At 46.8% G+C, this 18693-nt stretch carries 20 protein-coding genes and 1 tRNA gene; 8 read left to right on the plus strand and 13 right to left on the minus strand.

Translation table 11 applies throughout. From position 1 onward, the window contains the following. Positions 1-53 precede the first annotated feature (53 nt). Together M0415_RS04985 and punC are read right to left on the minus strand one after the other, a co-directional pair. Positions 54-144: transfer RNA gene (locus M0415_RS04985), tRNA-Ser, on the minus strand. An 80-nt stretch (positions 145-224) separates the two neighbouring features. Next, positions 225-1496, minus strand: coding sequence for a purine nucleoside transporter PunC (punC, locus tag M0415_RS04990; RefSeq protein WP_220053124.1), 1272 nt, complete (start codon positions 1494-1496; stop codon positions 225-227). Between the two features lie 115 nt (positions 1497-1611). On the opposite strand from punC, the gene punR reads away from it, so the two are divergent. From punR to M0415_RS05020, 6 genes are all read left to right on the plus strand, one after another. Beyond that, positions 1612-2514, plus strand: a complete 903-nt coding sequence (gene punR / locus M0415_RS04995) for a DNA-binding transcriptional activator PunR (RefSeq protein ID WP_041408771.1) — start codon at positions 1612-1614, stop codon at positions 2512-2514. Between the two features lie 259 nt (positions 2515-2773). Continuing rightward, positions 2774-3433 carry a Bax inhibitor-1/YccA family protein gene (locus tag M0415_RS05000; RefSeq protein WP_249555261.1) on the plus strand — a complete coding sequence of 220 codons (660 nt, stop codon included), beginning with the start codon at positions 2774-2776 and terminating at the stop codon, positions 3431-3433. A gap of 59 nt (positions 3434-3492) precedes the next feature. Further along, positions 3493-3882 (plus strand): sulfurtransferase complex subunit TusD, encoded by a 390-nt coding sequence (tusD, locus tag M0415_RS05005; protein WP_220055592.1) that lies wholly within the window; start codon positions 3493-3495, stop codon positions 3880-3882. A gap of 14 nt (positions 3883-3896) precedes the next feature. Beyond that, positions 3897-4253, plus strand: coding sequence for a sulfurtransferase complex subunit TusC (gene tusC, locus M0415_RS05010; RefSeq protein ID WP_011622737.1), 357 nt, complete (start codon positions 3897-3899; stop codon positions 4251-4253). Further along, positions 4253-4534 (plus strand): sulfurtransferase complex subunit TusB, encoded by a 282-nt coding sequence (gene tusB / locus M0415_RS05015; RefSeq protein ID WP_011622736.1) that lies wholly within the window; start codon positions 4253-4255, stop codon positions 4532-4534. The genes tusC and tusB overlap by 1 nt, the downstream gene beginning before the upstream one ends. After that, on the plus strand, positions 4528-4866 hold the full coding sequence (locus M0415_RS05020; protein ID WP_088212406.1) for a TusE/DsrC/DsvC family sulfur relay protein: 339 nt from the start codon (positions 4528-4530) through the stop codon (positions 4864-4866). Before tusB ends, M0415_RS05020 begins: the two co-directional genes overlap by 7 nt. A 67-nt stretch (positions 4867-4933) precedes the next feature. Here the strand turns inward: M0415_RS05020 and M0415_RS21435 are convergent, their stop codons facing one another. The 7 genes from M0415_RS21435 to lrp form a co-directional block, all read right to left on the minus strand. After that, complete coding sequence (locus M0415_RS21435) at positions 4934-5056, minus strand: hypothetical protein (RefSeq protein WP_011622734.1); 123 nt, start codon at positions 5054-5056, stop codon at positions 4934-4936. An 18-nt stretch (positions 5057-5074) separates the two neighbouring features. Further along, complete coding sequence (gene serS / locus M0415_RS05025) at positions 5075-6361, minus strand: serine--tRNA ligase (protein ID WP_249555259.1); 1287 nt, start codon at positions 6359-6361, stop codon at positions 5075-5077. An 18-nt stretch (positions 6362-6379) separates the two neighbouring features. Then, positions 6380-6754 (minus strand): fluoride efflux transporter CrcB, encoded by a 375-nt coding sequence (gene crcB / locus M0415_RS05030; protein ID WP_011622732.1) that lies wholly within the window; start codon positions 6752-6754, stop codon positions 6380-6382. Then, positions 6747-8078, minus strand: a complete 1332-nt coding sequence (locus M0415_RS05035; RefSeq protein ID WP_249555257.1) for a replication-associated recombination protein A — start codon at positions 8076-8078, stop codon at positions 6747-6749. Before M0415_RS05035 ends, crcB begins: the two co-directional genes overlap by 8 nt. An 8-nt stretch (positions 8079-8086) precedes the next feature. Further along, positions 8087-8707 (minus strand): outer membrane lipoprotein periplasmic chaperone LolA, encoded by a 621-nt coding sequence (lolA, locus tag M0415_RS05040; RefSeq protein ID WP_249555255.1) that lies wholly within the window; start codon positions 8705-8707, stop codon positions 8087-8089. A gap of 69 nt (positions 8708-8776) precedes the next feature. Next, positions 8777-11530, minus strand: coding sequence for a DNA translocase FtsK (locus M0415_RS05045; protein ID WP_249555253.1), 2754 nt, complete (start codon positions 11528-11530; stop codon positions 8777-8779). A gap of 303 nt (positions 11531-11833) precedes the next feature. Beyond that, positions 11834-12340 carry a leucine-responsive transcriptional regulator Lrp gene (gene lrp, locus M0415_RS05050; protein WP_007647640.1) on the minus strand — a complete coding sequence of 169 codons (507 nt, stop codon included), beginning with the start codon at positions 12338-12340 and terminating at the stop codon, positions 11834-11836. Positions 12341-12520: 180 nt separating this feature from the next. Here lrp and ald point away from each other — a divergent pair, with 180 nt between their 5' ends. After that, entirely contained in the window at positions 12521-13636 is a 1116-nt protein-coding gene (gene ald / locus M0415_RS05055; RefSeq protein WP_011717031.1) for an alanine dehydrogenase, read from the plus strand. A 528-nt stretch (positions 13637-14164) separates the two neighbouring features. Continuing rightward, on the plus strand, positions 14165-15118 hold the full coding sequence (trxB, locus tag M0415_RS05065) for a thioredoxin-disulfide reductase (RefSeq protein WP_249555251.1): 954 nt from the start codon (positions 14165-14167) through the stop codon (positions 15116-15118). 194 nt (positions 15119-15312) lie between these two features. Here trxB and rplT read toward each other — a convergent pair whose 3' ends face one another. The 4 genes from rplT to thrS all read right to left on the minus strand — a co-directional run bounded on the left by rplT (position 15313) and on the right by thrS (position 18440). After that, the gene (gene rplT / locus M0415_RS05070; protein ID WP_006081652.1) at positions 15313-15669 is read right to left on the minus strand and encodes a 50S ribosomal protein L20; all 357 of its coding nucleotides are present in this window, start codon (positions 15667-15669) and stop codon (positions 15313-15315) included. A gap of 16 nt (positions 15670-15685) precedes the next feature. Continuing rightward, positions 15686-15880, minus strand: coding sequence for a 50S ribosomal protein L35 (gene rpmI, locus M0415_RS05075; protein WP_011072303.1), 195 nt, complete (start codon positions 15878-15880; stop codon positions 15686-15688). Between the two features lie 85 nt (positions 15881-15965). Then, positions 15966-16508: a translation initiation factor IF-3 gene (infC, locus tag M0415_RS05080; protein WP_084294816.1), complete on the minus strand. Its 543-nt coding sequence runs from the start codon at positions 16506-16508 to the stop codon at positions 15966-15968. Positions 16509-16511: 3 nt separating this feature from the next. After that, on the minus strand, positions 16512-18440 hold the full coding sequence (thrS, locus tag M0415_RS05085; protein WP_011622724.1) for a threonine--tRNA ligase: 1929 nt from the start codon (positions 18438-18440) through the stop codon (positions 16512-16514). Positions 18441-18693 lie beyond the last annotated feature (253 nt).

The raw sequence follows: 18693 nt of genomic DNA on the forward strand, positions 1-18693 counted from the left end.
CGAAATTCCAAAAACAAAAAAGCCATCATTGCTGATGGCTTTTCCGTAGAATATGGCGGAGGAGCAGGGATTTGAACCCTGGGTGGGCTATAAACCCACGCCGGTTTTCAAGACCGGTGCATTAAACCACTCTGCCACCCCTCCGAACGATGCGCATAATATAAGTTAGTTTACGGACTGTAAAGCACTAACTGATAATTCTGCGCTAACTGCTCGTATTACATTCAATCTGCTTGATTTTGCTTCGTATCTGCATTGATCCCAAGACGAGCAGGATCCGGTGCAGTAAAGTGTTTAGCAAAATCAGCCCAAGTTTGCTCGGTTTTTAACAGGTAACCTAAGATCACTACTAATGAACAGCTCAGAATCCCCCAACCTATGGCGACTTCTCCTGAACTTGCCCAGAGCGCGACTAAGCTTGAGGCGCCAAAGGCGATGGTGATTTGCAAAAAGTTCTGTAATCCTGCCGCCTTAGCCGCATTTTGAGTGAATTGTTGCAAAGCACTGTTTACTACAATCGGATAAATCGCCCCGTTCGCCGCTGCGAGTATCGAGAAGGAAATCAGCAGTGGGAAAATGGTTTCCGCCTTCATTAATAAGGTGAAAAACACAATCGAGATAACGCAGAGTCCAAAAATGGTCAGCAATACGTTGAGTGTACGGTCGGCACCAATGCGTTTTATCAACAACTTACTCGCGTATCCACCCACAATAAACATGATGGTTTGCGGAATAAAGCTCAGCCCAATCTCAGTTGCCTGATAGCCGTGTTGCTCCATCACAATCGGCCATACAGTAAGATATGCGAAAAACGCACCCGAACAGGCACCAAAAATCACCACATTGCCAAGGTAACGGGTATTTTTCAAAATCTGCCCGTAGGAAACCGCGCTTGGTTTAGCATCCTGATGCTCTGCATGGCTCGGCACGAAGTATAAGGTCATCAATACCAATAAAAAGGCAATCACACACAATGAGATAAAGATTGCACGCCATCCAAAATCGTTCAGAATATAAGCACCAAGGATGGGGGCTAATGCGGGTGATAATGCCACTAACGGCATAATGTTACTGAAAATTCCCTGCGCTTTTTCGGCATCATACTGTTCGACCACAATCGCTTGCCAGATGACCCCTGCACTACAGGCGCCTACGGCTTGGAAGAAGCGAGCGATGTTCAGCATCAGTATCGAATCGCTATTGGCGATGGCCACACTGGCGAGCGCAAAAATGCCAAGGCCGAGGATAAGAGCATAACGTTTGCCGAGTTTACTGACCAAAGGGCCATAAATCAGTTGCCCTAAGGCTAAACCGGCCAGAAAACAGGTGAGCGACATTGCCACTTGTGACGGTGAAGAATTGAACGAACTTTCAATTGCTTTGAAAGCAGGTAAATACATGTCAGTGGCAATAAAGCCTAACATGCTCAATAAGGCCAAATAGAATAAAAATATAAAAAACTTCATATTTACAAAGATATTACTAGACGTTTTCATAAAATAATCATGTCAAAAGACTTAAGGCGTGCAGTCTAAATACTTGTTAATTTGATTGGAAACGTTTATTTTTGACAGATGCTATCAATTATTTTCATCACAATGGATGTCAGCTATGCTCTCGGAACAAGCGTTAGAACTCATTGATATCGTGGCCCGGGTGGGGAGTTTTACGGCGGCAGCCAATCGACTGCACAAGGTCCCTTCTGCGGTCAGTTATGCCGTTAAACAAATCGAAGAAGAACTTGGCGTCGTGTTATTTGAGCGCCACCACCGCAGCGTGACCTTGACCCCCGCGGGAGAGCATTTTGTTAAGCAAGCCAGAAACTTGCTGACTCAAATGGATGAGATGAAACGCGGCACCCAGCGTGTGGCCAACGGCTGGCAACCCACACTGTCTATCGCCTTAGATAACATAGTGCGTGCCGACAGAATTAGCGTATTAATCGCCGACTTTTACCGCCATTTCCATGATATTGAGCTTATCATCCGCATCGAGGTCTTTAACGGGGTGTGGGAGGCACTTGCAACCGGGCGCAGTGATATCGCCATTGGCGCAACCACTGCTATCCCTGTAGGTGGTGTATACCAGTATAAGGACATGGGCGATATCCAATGGGCATTTTTGGTGAGTAAAAACCATCCCTTAGCCAGTATTGATCGCCCCTTGACCGATGATGAACTGCGTCCCTTCCCCTCCATTTGTTTGGAAGATACCTCGCGGGAAATTCCTAAGCGCATGACCTGGTTATTGGAGAATCAACGCAGACTCGTAGTGCCGGATTGGATCCGCGCGATTAACTGCTTTAGAGAGGGACTAGGCATCGGCTATATGCCAGTACATTTAGCCAGCGTATTTATTAAAGCGGGCGCTTTGGTTGAAAAGCAGCTTGAAAATCCTAAATTAACCAGCCCCTGTTGCCTAGCTTGGAACGCCGACAAGATGTCGCCCGCCCTTGCTTGGGTGCTCGACTACTTAGGGGATACTGAGAAATTACACCGTGAATGGTTGGCGTAATATTACTGCATTACCTCAGGATTAAGCTTGTTTTAAAGTCTTTGTGTTGCACTGGTGTAACGAAATACGGCTGAATCGTTTGGTAGCGCAGAAAAATCAGTCATTACAACTTGTTATTTGTGGCGTGAATCCTTTAAGCCCAGCGCTGTTTTCGGTAGTATTCACCCAGTTTTACTGGATTTACGATATTAATGGGAACTCTCGTCCCCGTTAAAAATCAAAATGATCAGTTTGGATTTAAAAGCTAATGGAGAAAGATATGACTCAGCAAACCTTGTACTCAGCGAGTGCATCCACCTTAGAAGTGAATAAACTTCTCAAAAATACCTATTTATTGCTGGCCATGACCCTCGCCTTCTCGGCGTTGTGTGCAGGCTTAGCGATGGCACTGAATATCAGCCCTCTGATGTCACTCGGTTTATCTATCGGTGGTTTAGTGCTGCTGTTCGTTACCCTACGCAAAGCCGATTCTGCTGCGGGCATTTTCTGGGTATTTGCCTTTACGGGTATGGAAGGCGCCTCATTAGGTTACATGCTTAATCACTACGCCGGCATGACCAATGGCTCTGAGCTTATCATGCAAGCTTTAGGATTAACCTCGGTTATCTTTATTGGACTCTCGGCCTATGCAGTCACAACGAAGAAAGATTTCTCTTTCCTACGTGGTTTCCTGTTCGCCGGATTGATTGTGGTGATCGCCGCTGCGCTGATTAACATTTTCGTGGGTAACAGTGTGGCCTTTATGGCGATTAACGCGGGTCTTGCGCTGTTAATGACCGGCTTTATCCTGTTCGATACTAGCCGTATCGTGAATGGCGGCGAGACTAACTATATCCGCGCCACTATCTCCTTGTATCTGGACTTTTTAAACCTGTTCATTGCCATTTTGCATTTGCTTGGCATTGGTAACGATGATTAATCCCCTTTTCGGGAAACTTACGCTAAAATGGCCCTACTTTTAGGGCTATTTTTTTTATGATGAGCAAATTTATTATCCAAGTAAACGGGCCAGCTTATGGCACGTCGGCAAGCGTGAATGCCCTACGTTTCACCCAAGCCTCCCTGCAAAGCGGACATGAGATTGTCTGCGTGTTTTTCTATCAGGATGGCGTGTATAACTCGACGGACTTTAACTTACCTGCATCCGATGAATATGATGTGGTTAAAGGCTGGAAACAACTGGCGGCCGAGCATCAAGTCTCCCTCGTGAACTGTGTTTCTGCTGCATTAAGACGCGGTATAGTCTCGCAGCAAGAGGCGCAGGAGAACGGGCTAAACCACTGGAATGTTGAACATTCTTTTATCATGGGTGGACTGGGTGAACTGGTCACAGGAATTGAATCAGCCGATCGTTTGATCTGCTTTTAAGCTTCGGAAATGCTATGAAAAAAATCTGTATATTGTTCCGAAGCGCGCCCCATGGCACCACTAAAGGCCGCGAAGCCTTAGACTTTGCCCTGTTAAGCGCCAGTTTTGAGCAAGAAGTGAGTTTAGTGTTTGTCGATGAAGGCGTGTTGCATCTGCTTAAAGACCAACAACCCGAACTTATCGGTGGTAAAGATTACCTTGCGGCGCTAAAAGCGCTCCCGCTGTACGACATCGAATCAGTATTCGCCTGCAAACAGTCCTTAGGTGACTACGGCTTAAGCCATGGCTTGCTGTCGATTCCGGTGACTATCTTAAACGATGAAGCCATCTCAGCTCACTTAAAAGCCGTTGATGAGGTCTTAGTATTCTAATGATTTTACATCATATCCAAACCTCGCCCAGCCGAGACAATGCCCTCAAACTTTGCCTACGTTATGCTTGCAAAGAGGATGCGATTTTACTCTCGAGCGATGGCGTTAACGCATTATTACTGCGCCAATGGGCCATGGCGCTATCGCCCTTTAAGGTGATGGTGCTCAAAGACGATGTCATTGCCCGTGGCTTAACGGAACGTCTTAAAAACATTAGTCAGATTGATTACAACGAGTTTGTCGCTCAATCTTTGCAGCACGATAAGGTGATCACGTGGTAAATCCGCTTATATTCAATGGCGTCGAAATTGAACGCGACCATCAAGGCTATTTAAAGAATATCGCCGACTGGCAGCCGGATATGGCGCCGCTGTTAGCCCAAGAAGAACAGATTGAACTGACCAGTGCTCACTGGGAAGTGGTTAATTTTGTTCGGGATTTTTATCTGGAATATAAAACCAGCCCTGCAATTCGCGTGTTAGTCAAAGCGATTGGTCAAAGCTTAGGGCCGGATAAAGGTAACTCTAAGTATCTCTATACCCTCTTTCCGGTGGGTCCTGCCAAACAGGCGACAAAGATTGCGGGCCTGCCTAAACCTGCCAAGTGTATTTAAGCTTTAATCGATTCTGCTAACAAAAAAGGTATATTCCAGTGGAATATACCTTTTTATTTGAGTCGTGCTATTTCACGTTTTCTAACACAACCCAGACGGCTTTACCTAGGGTGGCCAACATCACTGCGCAAAACACGGCGATGACAGCGGTGTAGGAAAGCCAACGAAGATAACGTTGACCTTTATCCATGGTGTTGTGTTACGCCAATTAACCGATCTGAGTCAATCCACCCATGTATGGGCGCAGTGCTTCAGGAATCGTCACGCTACCATCGGCATTTTGATAGTTCTCTAAAATCGCAACTAAAGTACGACCTACCGCTAAGCCTGAGCCGTTTAAGGTGTGCAGCAATGCAGGCTTGTTATCTGCCTTAACGCGGTAACGGGCTTGCATACGACGCGCTTGGAAGTCCTTCATATTTGAACATGAAGAGATCTCACGGTAAGTGTTTTGGCCTGGTAACCACACTTCGATATCGTAGGTTTTGCTTGAACCAAAGCCCATGTCACCGGTGCACAGGATCACTGTACGGTATGGCAGGCCGAGGCGTTGCAGTACGGTTTCAGCGTGGCCAGTTAGCGCTTCGAGCGCCGCCATTGAGTCTTCGGGCTTAACCAGTTGCACTAATTCCACTTTATCGAATTGGTGCTGACGGATAAGACCACGGGTATCTTTACCGTATGAGCCCGCTTCACTGCGGAAACAAGCGGTATGCGCGGTTAACTTAATCGGCAATTCATCTTCATCGACAATGCTGTCACGCACTAGGTTCGTTAATGGCACTTCTGCGGTTGGGATCAGGCTTAAGCCTTGGCCTTCTTCGGTCGCAGGTTTAGTGTGGAACAAGTCTTCACCAAACTTCGGTAATTGGCCAGTACCCAGTAAACTTGCTTCGTTAACCAGTAATGGTACGTAAGCTTCGGTATAACCGTGCTCAGTGGTGTGCAGATCTAACATGAACTGACCTAATGCACGGTTTAAACGGGCGATTTGGCCTTTCATGACGATAAAGCGTGAGCCTGTGATTTTCACTGCGCTCTTAAAATCTAAACCGTTTAGGTCTTCACCTAAATCGATATGGTCTTTAACTGGGAAATCGAAGCTGCGTGGTGTGCCCCAACGACGAATTTCGACGTTCTCAGTCTCATCAGCACCGATAGGCGCAGACTCATCTGGCAGGTTTGGCATCGACATGGCAATCGCGTTCACTTCTTCAAGTACCGCGGCCAGCTCGACTTTCTTCGCATCTAATTGCGCACCTAAATCGCCAACCTGCGCCATGATGGCATCCACATCTTCGCCGCGGGCTTTTGCTTGTCCGATGGACTTGGAAATAGCATTACGCGAAGCTTGTAACTCTTCAGTCGCCACTTGCAGTGACTTACGTTTTTCTTCTAATTGAGTGAGATGAGTGACATCTAAAATAAAACCACGGGTAGCTAATCGCTCAGCGGTAACTGCTAATTCGTTGCGCAAAAATTTAGGATCTAACATGTGATATATTCTTAATAGTTAAATGCGAGAAAAAACCAGTTGTTGGCCTAAGTAAACCATAAACAAACATAGACTTAGGTTCAACACCACATTCAAAGCCGCCTTCAACCAATCTCCTTCTTGCATCAGCAATAAAGTTTCGTTTGAGAAGGTTGAAAACGTTGTCAAAGCGCCTAATAGGCCAACGCCGATCAGGGCTTTGAGTTCTGGGCTGATATGACTCATTTGTCCCAGTGCGTAAATGACGCCCATTAAAAATGAACCGAGGACATTGACCAACAGTGTACCAAAAGGAAAACTGCTGCCAAATACTTGGATCATGAATATTGAAATAAGATAGCGAAAAACCGCACCAATGGAACCACCCAAGGCCACAAGTAAGAGATTATTCATACCGTTTTCTCCCACTGGCTTGATCTAATTGCGCTAATTGCGCCAATTTGTCCTTAATTCGCTTCTCAAATCCGCGTTCAGTCGGGAAATAAAATTGCGACTCTTGTAAGGATTCGGGGAAATAATTCTCGCCGCTGGCATAGGCATTGGGTTCATCATGGGCGTAGCGATATTCGGCGCCAAAACCCATTTCCGCCATAAGTTTGGTCGGCGCATTGCGCAGATGATAGGGCACGGCCTCTTGGCCCGTTTCGCGTGCCAGCGCCCTCGCCGCTTTAAAGGCGGTGTAAACGGCATTACTCTTAGGTGCACTGGCTAAATACACAATCGCTTGGGCAATCGCCCGCTCACCTTCGGCAGGCCCAACGCGATGGAAACAATCCCAAGCATTGAGCGCGACTGTCATGGCATTAGGGTCTGCATTGCCCACATCTTCCGAGGCTATGGCTAATAAGCGTCTGGCGACATATAGCGGATCGCCGCCGCCTTCTAAAATACGGCAAAACCAGTACAGTGCGGCATCGGGCGCAGAGCCGCGAATCGATTTATGTACCGCCGAAATCAAATCGTAAAATTGATCGCCATTTTTATCGAACCCCGCCACTTGATGACCGGCGACTTGTACCAGCATTTCAGTGGTAAAACTGCCACCATCGGCCACCATATCGCTCATCAATTCAAGCAGGTTTAGCGCTTTGCGCGCATCGCCGTCACAGAGCTGTGCCAGCTTATTGAGCACACCCGCTGGCATAACTAACTGACGTTGTCCTAACCCACGCTCGGGATCCGTTAAGGCTTGAGTGATAATATGCACTATCTCGTCTTGGCTTAAGCGTTTGATAAGATAAACACGCGCCCGCGACAGTAAGGCGTTATTGATTTCAAATGAAGGGTTTTCAGTGGTCGCCCCAATAAAAATCACTGTGCCATCTTCAATGAAGGGCAAAAAGGCGTCCTGCTGACTCTTATTAAAGCGATGCACTTCATCAACAAACAACAAGGTGCGTTGTCCACGGGATTGGGCAACGGCTTGGGCCTGCTCGATGGCGGCGCGAATGTCTTTTACCCCCGAGGTGACCGCCGAGATGCGTTCAACATGGGCATTGGAATAATGGGCGATAAGTTCGGCAAGTGTCGTTTTACCTGTGCCCGGCGGTCCCCATAACATCATCGAATGGGCTCGGCCCGCTTCTAATGCTTGGCGCAGTGGTTGGCCTTCCCCCAACAAATGGGCTTGACCTATATACTCGGCAATCGTCCTTGGCCGCATACGCGCGGCTAAGGGACGAAAATCAGGCGCAAAATTAAACGATAAACTGCTCACGCGTAAACCTACTGGCTTTTAAGACGTTGATCATCCACATCAACGTTTTCTGGCAACACGAACTTAAATAACGCTTTATCCGCGGCGCTAATGCTGTGTTGATTGCTCAAATAAAACTGGCTCTGGTTGCCTTTATCATCGAGCACATTGAATTTATTCAGCGTGCCTTTGTTAAAACAGACATTGACCGAGGAGATCCCGGCATCCGTGGCCTTAGGTTTGATTTCATAACAGTCTTGCTTCTTGGCGACGCTATATTGTGACCAAGTGGCGTCATCGCGGTGAACCAATAAGGCGATCGGCGATGCATTAATGGCTTCAGCAAAATCCATGATCACCACTTCTTCGGCGAAGGGATTATAAATCCATAAATCTTTACCGTCGGCGACAATTTGGGATTCATCGGGTGCGGTTAAATGCCAATAGAACTGGTTTGGATGGGCCAGTGCGAATACACCCGCGCCCGTTTGGATAACCTTTTTATTGATATCGGTAACGGTTTGCTTGAAATCCGCCTTGAGTGACTCAGTGCCGTTTAAGGTTTCGCGTAATTGCGTTGCGTCATCGGCCAATACTGCATTGCTGTATAACAATGGTGATAACAACACAGCACACAACAGTTTTTTCATAGGTATCCTTTGAACTAAAAGTTGAACTCACCGCATTATGGCGAGTTCAAACTGACATCTAGCTTAACATTAATAGTGTTTCGGGGCCGGCGGTGCCAGCACTTCGCGGTTACCATTATGGCCCTGCGCCGAGACCACGCCCTGCATTTCCATTTGTTCGATAATACGTGCTGCACGGTTATAACCAATCTTAAACTTACGCTGTACGCTCGAAATCGAACCTCTGCGGGTTTCGGTCACAAAGGCGACGGCCTCATCGTAAAGCGGATCGTATTCTTCATCGGACTCGGCGGTTTCACCCGGTAAGAGCACTTGTTCGCCCTCGCTCACGCCATTGAGGATCTCATCAATGTATTGTGGCTTACCACGGGCGCACCAATCGGCCACCACACGGTGAACTTCATGGTCATCGATAAAGGCACCATGGACACGGTTTGGCACCGCGGTTCCGGGTGGTAAATATAACATGTCACCCATACCCAATAAGGTTTCAGCGCCTTGCTGATCCAAAATCGTACGGGAGTCGATACGGGAAGACACTTGGAACGCCATCCGTGTCGGGATGTTGGCCTTGATTAAGCCAGTGATCACATCCACCGATGGACGTTGGGTCGCAAGGATTAAATGGATACCCGCAGCACGGGCCTTTTGGGCGATACGGGCGATCAGTTCTTCCACTTTTTTACCGACAATCATCATCATGTCAGCAAATTCGTCGACGACAACCACAATCGATGGCAGTTTATCTAAGGCTGGCGCCTCAGGCTCCATGCTGTCAGATGACTTCCACATGGGGTCTAAAATCACTTCGCCATTCGCTTTCGCTTCGGCAATCTTGGCGTTATATCCCTTGATGTTACGAACGCCCATCATAGACATTAGCTTGTAGCGGCGCTCCATCTCACCCACACACCAGCGCAGCGCATTGGCCGCTTCTTTCATGTCGGTAACCACTTCACAGAGTAGATGTGGGATGCCTTCATAAACCGATAATTCCAGCATTTTCGGGTCGATCATGATAAAGCGAACATCTTCAGGGCCAGACTTATACAATAAGCTGGTGATCATCACGTTCACCCCGACAGATTTACCCGAACCCGTGGTACCGGCTACCAGTAAGTGCGGCATTTTGCCTAAATCAACCACCACAGGTTCGCCGGAAATATCTTGGCCAAGCACCATGGTCAGGTTCGACTTGCTCTCGGTAAAGGCTTCACAATCGAGCACATCGCGCATGTACACGGTTTCGCGGAACTTGTTTGGCAGTTCGAGACCCACATAGGATTTACCCGGAATCACCTCAACCACACGCACACGCTCGGCTAGCAGTGAACGTGCTAGGTCGTTGGCGAGGTTTGAAATCTTAGAGGCTTTAATGCCTGGGGCTAAATCTAGCTCAAAACGGGTGATCACAGGACCGGGATAAACCCCCACCACTGTGGCCACAATGTTAAAGTCGGCAAGCTTAGCCTCGACTAAACGGGCAACCTGCTCTAATTCCTCTGGGCTTATCGGATTCTTTTTACGATTAGGCACATCCAGTAAGCTGATGCTTGGCAGCGGATCCATAGGTTTTGCAGGAACTGGTTTATCTTCTTGTCCCGGTAAAACCACAATACCATCGACAATCTTCGCCTTTGGCGCTTCTTTTTGACGTTGCGCCTGAGTCACAGCGCCCGTTGAGGCTTTAGTATCAAAATCGATGACATCTTCATCGTTGAAACCTAATTCGTCTTCATCCTCATCATCGAGCATGGTTTCACGGTGGAATATGGGCTCATCATCGCCATCGTCATCTTCGAATACGTGCGCCTTGAACTCAGTTTCATCCTCTAAATCTAATTCGGCTTCTTTGGGTTTAGCCACCCAAGGCGGCGCCTCAAAATGACCATGTTCAGCCACAGCGCTGGCTTGATCCAATTGTGGCTCAACTCGTTGTTGGCCTTTAGGTTCAGCCTTGGTTTTATTGCTGTTTAAACTCAAGATTTTTGCGAGAGCCGACAGCTTGCCCTTCCCTGTACTCGCTTCGGTGATGATTTCGTCGCTGACTTCTTCCTTTTCTTCCTTCACTGGGCGAGTGGTAAAGATGCGGCTCGGTGCGACTTCAGGTTCGCGCACTCGGGCTTTTTCAAGCTGGTGCTGTGAATCACGGCGCTGCTTAAACTTATCAACGACCGTCATAAAACCACGGGTATCTTCGGTTTCACGCTCACGTTTTAACGCCTGTGGCAGACGTTTGAGCTTTCTGAAGCACCAAATGGAAACAAAGCCGACCTTCTCGACCACAGTCAACCAGCTGATCCCGGTTAACAGCGTAAAGCCTGAGCCTAAGAAGCACAGCAGCAACAAGGTCGTGCCGAGCTTATTAAAATACGGCAACATGGCTTGCCCGATAACATCCCCTGCCACGCCGCCTGCGGAAAACTCATAGATGTTATTAGCATTCATGCTGGCTAATGCTGAAAAACCGAGAATAAGCAGCAGAAAACCTATGATGCGCAGTGCAACTGAAAAGTAGTCAATTTCCAATAAATCATGGGCGCGTTTGAAAAGCAGCCAACCTGTCGAGGCCACAATAATCGGCATGATGTAGGCAGTGACGCCAAAAAAGTACAGCAGAATGTCGGCAATCCACGCCCCTACTGCACCCGTCCAGTTTTTGATATCGCCTTGAAAATGAGACTGGCTCCAGCCCGGATCCGACGGACTAAAACTGGTTAAGGCAAGCAAAATATAGGTGGCTAAAACACAGCAAATGATGAGTCCGCCTTCGAGCAGACGCTGCAGGCCTGAGAGCGTGCGTACACTATTTCCTTGAGACAAACGACTTAATCCATAAAAATGAAAACAGGTGGGCTAACGATACCAGAATCCCACTAAATGTGGAGCATCTTAGGGCGTTTTTATCCTAAGAATTACTGGTACAAGGCAAAAAATCGGCGCTAATGACCTAAAGCACAGGTTTTCAGCATTAACTGACTATTATGCAACCAATTTACCCGCGGAACAGAAGATAAAAACCAGATAAAAATTCGCCCTTAAGCTGGCAAACCTAAGGGCTAAGCAAGGCGTCGAGCGTAGGAATAAATAAGGGGCCTAGGCCCCTTATTGTAAACGTTCAGGGTATTAAATATCGGAGAGCAGATGGTTTATCGCGACACGACTCGTGTGTTTCACTTCTTCCATCACCACGTAAGTACGGGTATCGGACACTGAAGGTAATTTCAGCAGCGTCTCACCGAGTAAACGGCGATAAGCTGACATATCAGAAACACGTGTCTTCAATAAGTAGTCAAAGTCACCAGAAACCAGATGACACTCTTGAATATCATCTAACAGTTGCACAGCGCGATTAAACTTATCAAATACTTCGGGAGTATCACGGCTCAAGGTGATTTCCACGAATACCAGTAGGGATGCACCCAAGAAATGAGGATTAACCAAGGCGGTATAGCCGTTGATATATCCTTGCTTTTCGAGTCGTTTCACTCTTTCTAAACACGGAGTGGGACTTAATCCTACTCTTTTAGACAGTTCCACATTTGAAATGCGTCCATCAATTTGTAATTCATTAAGAATGTTGCGATCGATGCGATCCAAGTCTTTTACAGGACTCTTTTTATTATATGCCATTTATTTAACCTTGCTTTATCACTAAAACAACATTTTATTCTACGTATGTCTAAAGTTCAGCAGCATAAACTGCGTCGCCGATACTATACTAGATATCCCTGAATTAATCACGTTCAGGTCACGATAAAATAACAATTATGCCCATTAAAAGTGGGTTTTTCAGGCAATTGAGGCTCAAAAATGATTATTGGTGTACCAAAGGAAATTAAAAACCACGAGTATCGTGTCGGTATGGTTCCTTCAAGCGTTCGCGAATTGACCATCAAAGGTCATGAAGTGTTTGTCGAAACGAATGCCGGCACGGGAATTGGTTTTTCAGATCAGGATTATGTTGATGCAGGTGCCGAAATATTAGCAACTGCTGCTGAAGTCTTTGCTAAAGCAGAGATGATCGTAAAGGTAAAAGAGCCTCAAGCAGTTGAACGCGCTATGCTTCGTCATGACCAGATTTTATTCACTTATCTGCATTTAGCGCCGGATTTACCGCAAACTGAAGATTTAATTAAAAGTGGTGCCGTATGTATCGCTTACGAAACAGTAACCGATGACCGTGGTGGCTTACCTTTGCTGGCCCCAATGTCAGAAGTGGCTGGTCGCATGTCAATCCAAGCGGGTGCGATGGCGCTGGAAAAATCATCCGGTGGCCGCGGCATGCTTTTAGGCGGTGTACCAGGTGTAGAGCCTGCAAAAGTTGTGATCATCGGCGGTGGTATGGTTGGTACCAATGCTGCACAAATGGCTGTGGGCATGGGTGCTGATGTGGTTGTTCTTGATCGTAGCATCGATGCACTGCGCCGCTTAAACGTACAATTTGGTTCTGCAGTTAAGGCTGTTTACTCAACTGCCGATGCGATTGAGCGCCATGTATTAGAGGCTGATCTCGTGATTGGTGGCGTATTAATTCCAGGTGCTGCGGCGCCTAAGCTTGTGACACGTAGCATGATCGCTCGCATGAAGCCAGGCAGTGCTATCGTTGACGTAGCAATCGACCAAGGTGGTTGTGTGGAAACTTCACATGCAACGACTCACCAAGATCCAACTTACATCGTTGATGACGTAGTGCATTACTGTGTCGCGAACATGCCAGGTGCTGTTGCCCGCACTTCAACCTTCGCCCTGAATAACGCGACTCTGCCTTATATCCTTAAGTTAGCTAACTTAGGTTATAAAGCTGCCCTACTACAAGACAAACACTTACTGAACGGTTTGAACGTGATGCACGGCAAACTGGTTTGTAAAGAAGTGGCGCAAGCATTAAATCTTGAGTACACAGCGCCAGCAAGTTTATTAGCCTAATCATATGAGAGCCTAGGTCCTTCTGACCTACTCTGCTTTGTTCGGCCTCACTTTGTTGAGGCCGATTTTTTATGCTGATCACAAATATCTTCACCCGTGCGGGGCTTAATACCAATCGTATTAAATATCTGTTCATTCAGCGGGAATTCAACGCGCTTTAGACAAGGCTAAGGCTTGAAGGCATAGTGGCGCTCTGTCGAAAGCCTTAAACGCAATAAAGCGCGTTGCCATACAGTGAACATCAGCTGCCCTTTGGGAGCCACACAGGCATCCCACTCCGGTGTTACATTGACTTAAAAGGGAATGACCATTTCTGCGTCAATGCGCCTTGGATTGAAATGCCTGCGAGGCTCTGAACTGATTAGATATTTAATGTGATTGATATAAGCCAAAGCCTTAGTAAACTCAGGCTGACAATTTGCCTTAGGATTCGATTAGCATAATCTAAAAGAATCACCAAACAGCGCTTTACCCCTACAGGTAAATTCCATACAATCCATGCAATTTGCTAAAGGCACGGAGAGAAAAATGAGCCAAGTCAGACACAGTAACCTATTGATTTTAGGTTCAGGTCCCGCAGGATACACGGCAGCAGTTTATGCTGCGCGCGCAAACTTAAAGCCTGTGATGATCACAGGTATGCAGCAAGGTGGTCAGTTAACGACCACGACTGAAGTTGAAAACTGGCCAGGTGATGCAGAAGACTTAACGGGTCCAGCATTAATGGAACGTATGCAAAAACATGCGGAAAAGTTTGATACTGAAATCCTTTTCGACCATATCAATGAAGTGACGCTGACTGAGCGCCCTTTCCGTTTAAAAGGCGACAATGGCGAATACACTTGTGATGCGCTGATCATTGCGACAGGTGCTTCTGCTCGTTACTTAGGACTTGAGTCTGAAGAAGCGTTTAAAGGACGCGGCGTATCGGCCTGTGCGACCTGTGATGGTTTCTTTTATCGCAATCAGAAAGTTGCCGTCATTGGTGGTGGTAACACTGCCGTTGAAGAAGCACTTTATTTGAGTAACATCGCCGCCGAAGTGCACTTAATTCATCGCCGTGACACTTTCCGCTCAGAGAAAATCCTTATCGACCGTTTAATGGATAAAGTGGCTAACGGCAACATTATCCTGCACCTTGACCAAACCATGGAAGAAGTGGTTGGTGATGCTATGGGTGTAACAGGCTTGAAAATGAAAAGCACCAAAGATGGCGCTATCACAGATCTGGCCGTTACCGGCGTGTTTGTGGCCATTGGTCACAGCCCAAATACTGGGATTTTCGAAGGCCAATTAGAGATGAACAACGGTTATCTGAAGGTACAAAGCGGCCTTCAAGGTAACGCGACCCAAACCAGCATCGAAGGTGTTTTTGCCGCAGGTGACGTTATGGACCAACATTACCGTCAAGCGATTACCTCTGCGGGTACAGGTTGTATGGCAGCATTAGATGCTGAGCGTTACTTAGACGCTAAAAAGTAATTACGCGAAGAACAATTGAGTGTGATTTTTACGGGTGCTCGCCCACTCAAATGAAATAGCAGGCATTAGCCTGCTATTTTTTTATCTGTTTTTGTGACTCGCTTGAAGCAAGCCTCAACGCTATTTAAGACGGTCACAGCAGCAACAAAAAAAGGGACCAAATGGTCCCCTCTTAAGTGCGACAAACTAATTGCTTAGTTTAACGCTTCTTTTGCTTTTTCAACTAAAGTTGCGAATACAACTTTGTCGAATACAGCGATGTCAGCCAAAATCTTACGATCGATTTCGATAGACGCCTTTTTCAGACCGTTGATGAAACGGCTGTAAGACAGACCATTTTGACGAGCTGCAGCATTAATACGTGCAATCCACAGTTGACGGAATTGACGTTTTTTCTGACGACGGTCACGGTAAGCATATTGACCAGCTTTAGTTACTGCTTGAACAGCAACGCGGTAAGTACGGCTACGAGCGCCATAATAACCTTTAGCTAATTTTAAAACTTTCTTGTGACGAGCACGTGCGGTTACACCACGCTTAACTCTTGGCATTTTCTAATCTCCTAAATTAAGCGTATGGTAATTGACGCGCGATTGCTGGAACGTCAACTTTAGCAACTAAACACTTGTTACGTAAGTGACGCTTACGCTTAGTGCTCTTTTTGGTCAGAATGTGACGTAAATGGGCTTGCTTGCGCTTGAAACCATTAGCGGTTTTCTTAAAACGCTTCGCTACACCTCTGTCGGTTTTCATTTTAGGCATTACTAAAACTCCGCATTGGGATGTTAAATAAAAAGCAAGGCGAGCGAAGGCATATAGCCTTCGCTACTTTTATAGGTTGCCCTACTTATTTCTTTTTAGGCGCTAGCACCATAATGGCTTGTCGGCCTTCCATTTTCGGGAAGGATTCAACAATTGCATACTCATCCAAATCTGTTTTGATACGGTTCAGCAGATCCATACCCAGGTTTTGGTGAGCCATTTCGCGGCCTCGGAAACGCAGCGTAATTTTCGCTTTGTCCCCGTCTTCCAGAAAACGTATCAGGTTGCGTAGTTTTACCTGATAGTCGTTTTCGTCAGTTCCAGGACGGAATTTGATTTCCTTAACCTGAACCTGTTTTTGCTTCTTCTTTTGTTCCTTTTGAGCTTTCGCTTTATCAAACAGGAACTTACCGTAGTCCATAATGCGACATACTGGAGGTTCAGCGTTTGGACTAATTTCGACTAGGTCTACACCCGCTTCATCTGCCAAATTCTGAGCATCTCTGATGCTTACCACACCAATAGCTTCACCATCAATGCCAGTTAAGCGTACTTCTGGTACACCTGTGATTTCTTCATTGATTCTATTAGGGGCCAGCTGACGCCCTGCTGTTTTCTTGATCTTTATGACCTATTCCTCCAACAATTTGAGACTACGGAGCGAAATTTGTTGATGGATCTTAGCGGCGAAATCTTCGATTCGCATCTTACCTAAGTCAACGCCATCACGTGTACGCACCGCAACTTCCTTATTTTCCATTTCCTGATCGCCAACGACCAATAAATAAGGAACACGCCTTAAGGTGTGCTCGCGTATTTTAAAGCCTATTTTCTCATTCCTCAAGTCAAATGAGGCGCGAATACCTTGTTCTTTGAAGAATTTGACCACTTCTTCAACATAATCAGCCTGTTTGTCGGTGATATTCATCACGACAACTTGCATTGGAGCCAACCAAGTTGGGAAACGACCTGCGTATTCTTCGATCAAAATACCTAAGAAACGCTCCAACGAGCCTAAAATCGCACGATGGATCATCACAGGCGTTTGACGGCTGTTATCTTCGGCGACATAAGTTGCACCTAAACGGCTTGGTAATGCATAGTCTAATTGCACAGTACCGCATTGCCATGCACGGTCTAAACAGTCGTGTAGCGTGAACTCAATCTTAGGACCGTAGAAGGCGCCTTCACCCGGTAAAATGGTGAATTCAATGTTGTTCGCACGTAAAGCCTGCTTGAGTGCTTCTTCGGCTCTGTCCCACATCGCATCGTCACCGATACGTTTTTCTGGGCGAGTCGACAGTTTTACAACGATGTTTTCGAAGCCAAATGTCGAGTAAGTGTCGTATACCATTTGGATACAAGAACTCACTTCTGCTTGAACTTGATCTTCAGTACAGAAGATATGGGCATCGTCTTGAGTAAAACCACGTACGCGCATCAAACCGTGCAGCGAACCTGATGGCTCATTGCGGTGACAGCAACCAAATTCCGCCATACGCAGTGGCAGATCACGGTAAGATTTCAAGCCTTGGTTGAAGATCTGTACGTGGCCAGGGCAGTTCATTGGCTTAACTGCGTATTCACGGTTCTCACTGCTGGTTGTGAACATGGCTTCTGAGTATTTATCCCAGTGACCAGAGCGTTCCCACAGTACGCGGTCCATCATCAACGGACCTTTCACTTCTTGGTAAGTGTATTGATTTAACTTACGGCGAATGAAACGTTCTAATTCGAGGAAGATGCTCCAACCATCGTTATGCCAGAACACCATGCCTGGTGCTTCTTCTTGCATATGGTAGAGGTCAAGCTGCTTACCAATCTTACGGTGGTCACGTTTAGCCGCTTCTTCAAGACGGGCTAAATGGGTGCTCAGGGCTTTTTTATCCGCCCATGCAGTACCGTAAATACGTTGCAGCATCTTGTTTTCAGAGTTACCGCGCCAATAAGCGCCGGCAATGCTCATCAACTTGAAATGATGGCAGAAACGCATGTTTGGCACGTGTGGACCACGGCACATGTCAGTGTATTCTTCGTGATGATAGAGCGCTGGAGTCGCATCTTTGCTGATGTTCTCATCCAGAATCGCGATCTTGTATTCTTCACCGCGGGCGGCGAAGGTATCACGGGCTTCTTGCCAGCTCACAACGCGTTTGACTACGTCGTAATTGGTCTTAGCCAGTTCAAGCATACGTTTTTCGAGGGCTTCGATATCTTCTTGAGTCAGCTTGTGCTCAAGATCGATGTCGTAGTAGAAGCCGTTATCGATCACAGGACCGATCGCCATCTTGGTTTGTGGCCATAATTGCTTGATTGCATGGCCTAATAAATGCGCGCAAGAATGGCGAAGGATTTCAATACCTTCTTCGTCTTTAGCGGTAATAATAGAAAGTTCAGCATCGGTTTCGATCAGATCGCAAGCGTCTTTTAGTTCGCCATTCACGCGACCAGCGATACAGGCTTTAGCAAGACCAGGGCCGATATCAGCGGCAACATCGAGAGTCGATACGGGATGTGCAAACTCGCGTTTGCTACCATCAGGAAGTGTAATTACAGGCATGAAATATCCTTGTCCAGTGGTGACCCACACGTAGGGCCACATGGTGATTAAGTAAAAAGAGAATGCTCGCGAGGTTAAGACAGTACAGGAGTCTTAGCCGCCTTGCGTAGCAGGACAGTTATTCTACGGGATAGTCTTTAAGGCACGCAAGTTAAATGGCCCAATTGCGAGGCTTAGCCCCCAAATTTGCTCCTTTATTAACATCATCGGCAAAGTTTGCTGTGAATTCATCATATTGCAGTCAATCGTTCAT

The organism is Shewanella sp. 10B, from assembly GCF_023475885.1.
Classification (GTDB): Bacteria; Pseudomonadota; Gammaproteobacteria; order Enterobacterales; family Shewanellaceae; genus Shewanella; species Shewanella mangrovisoli.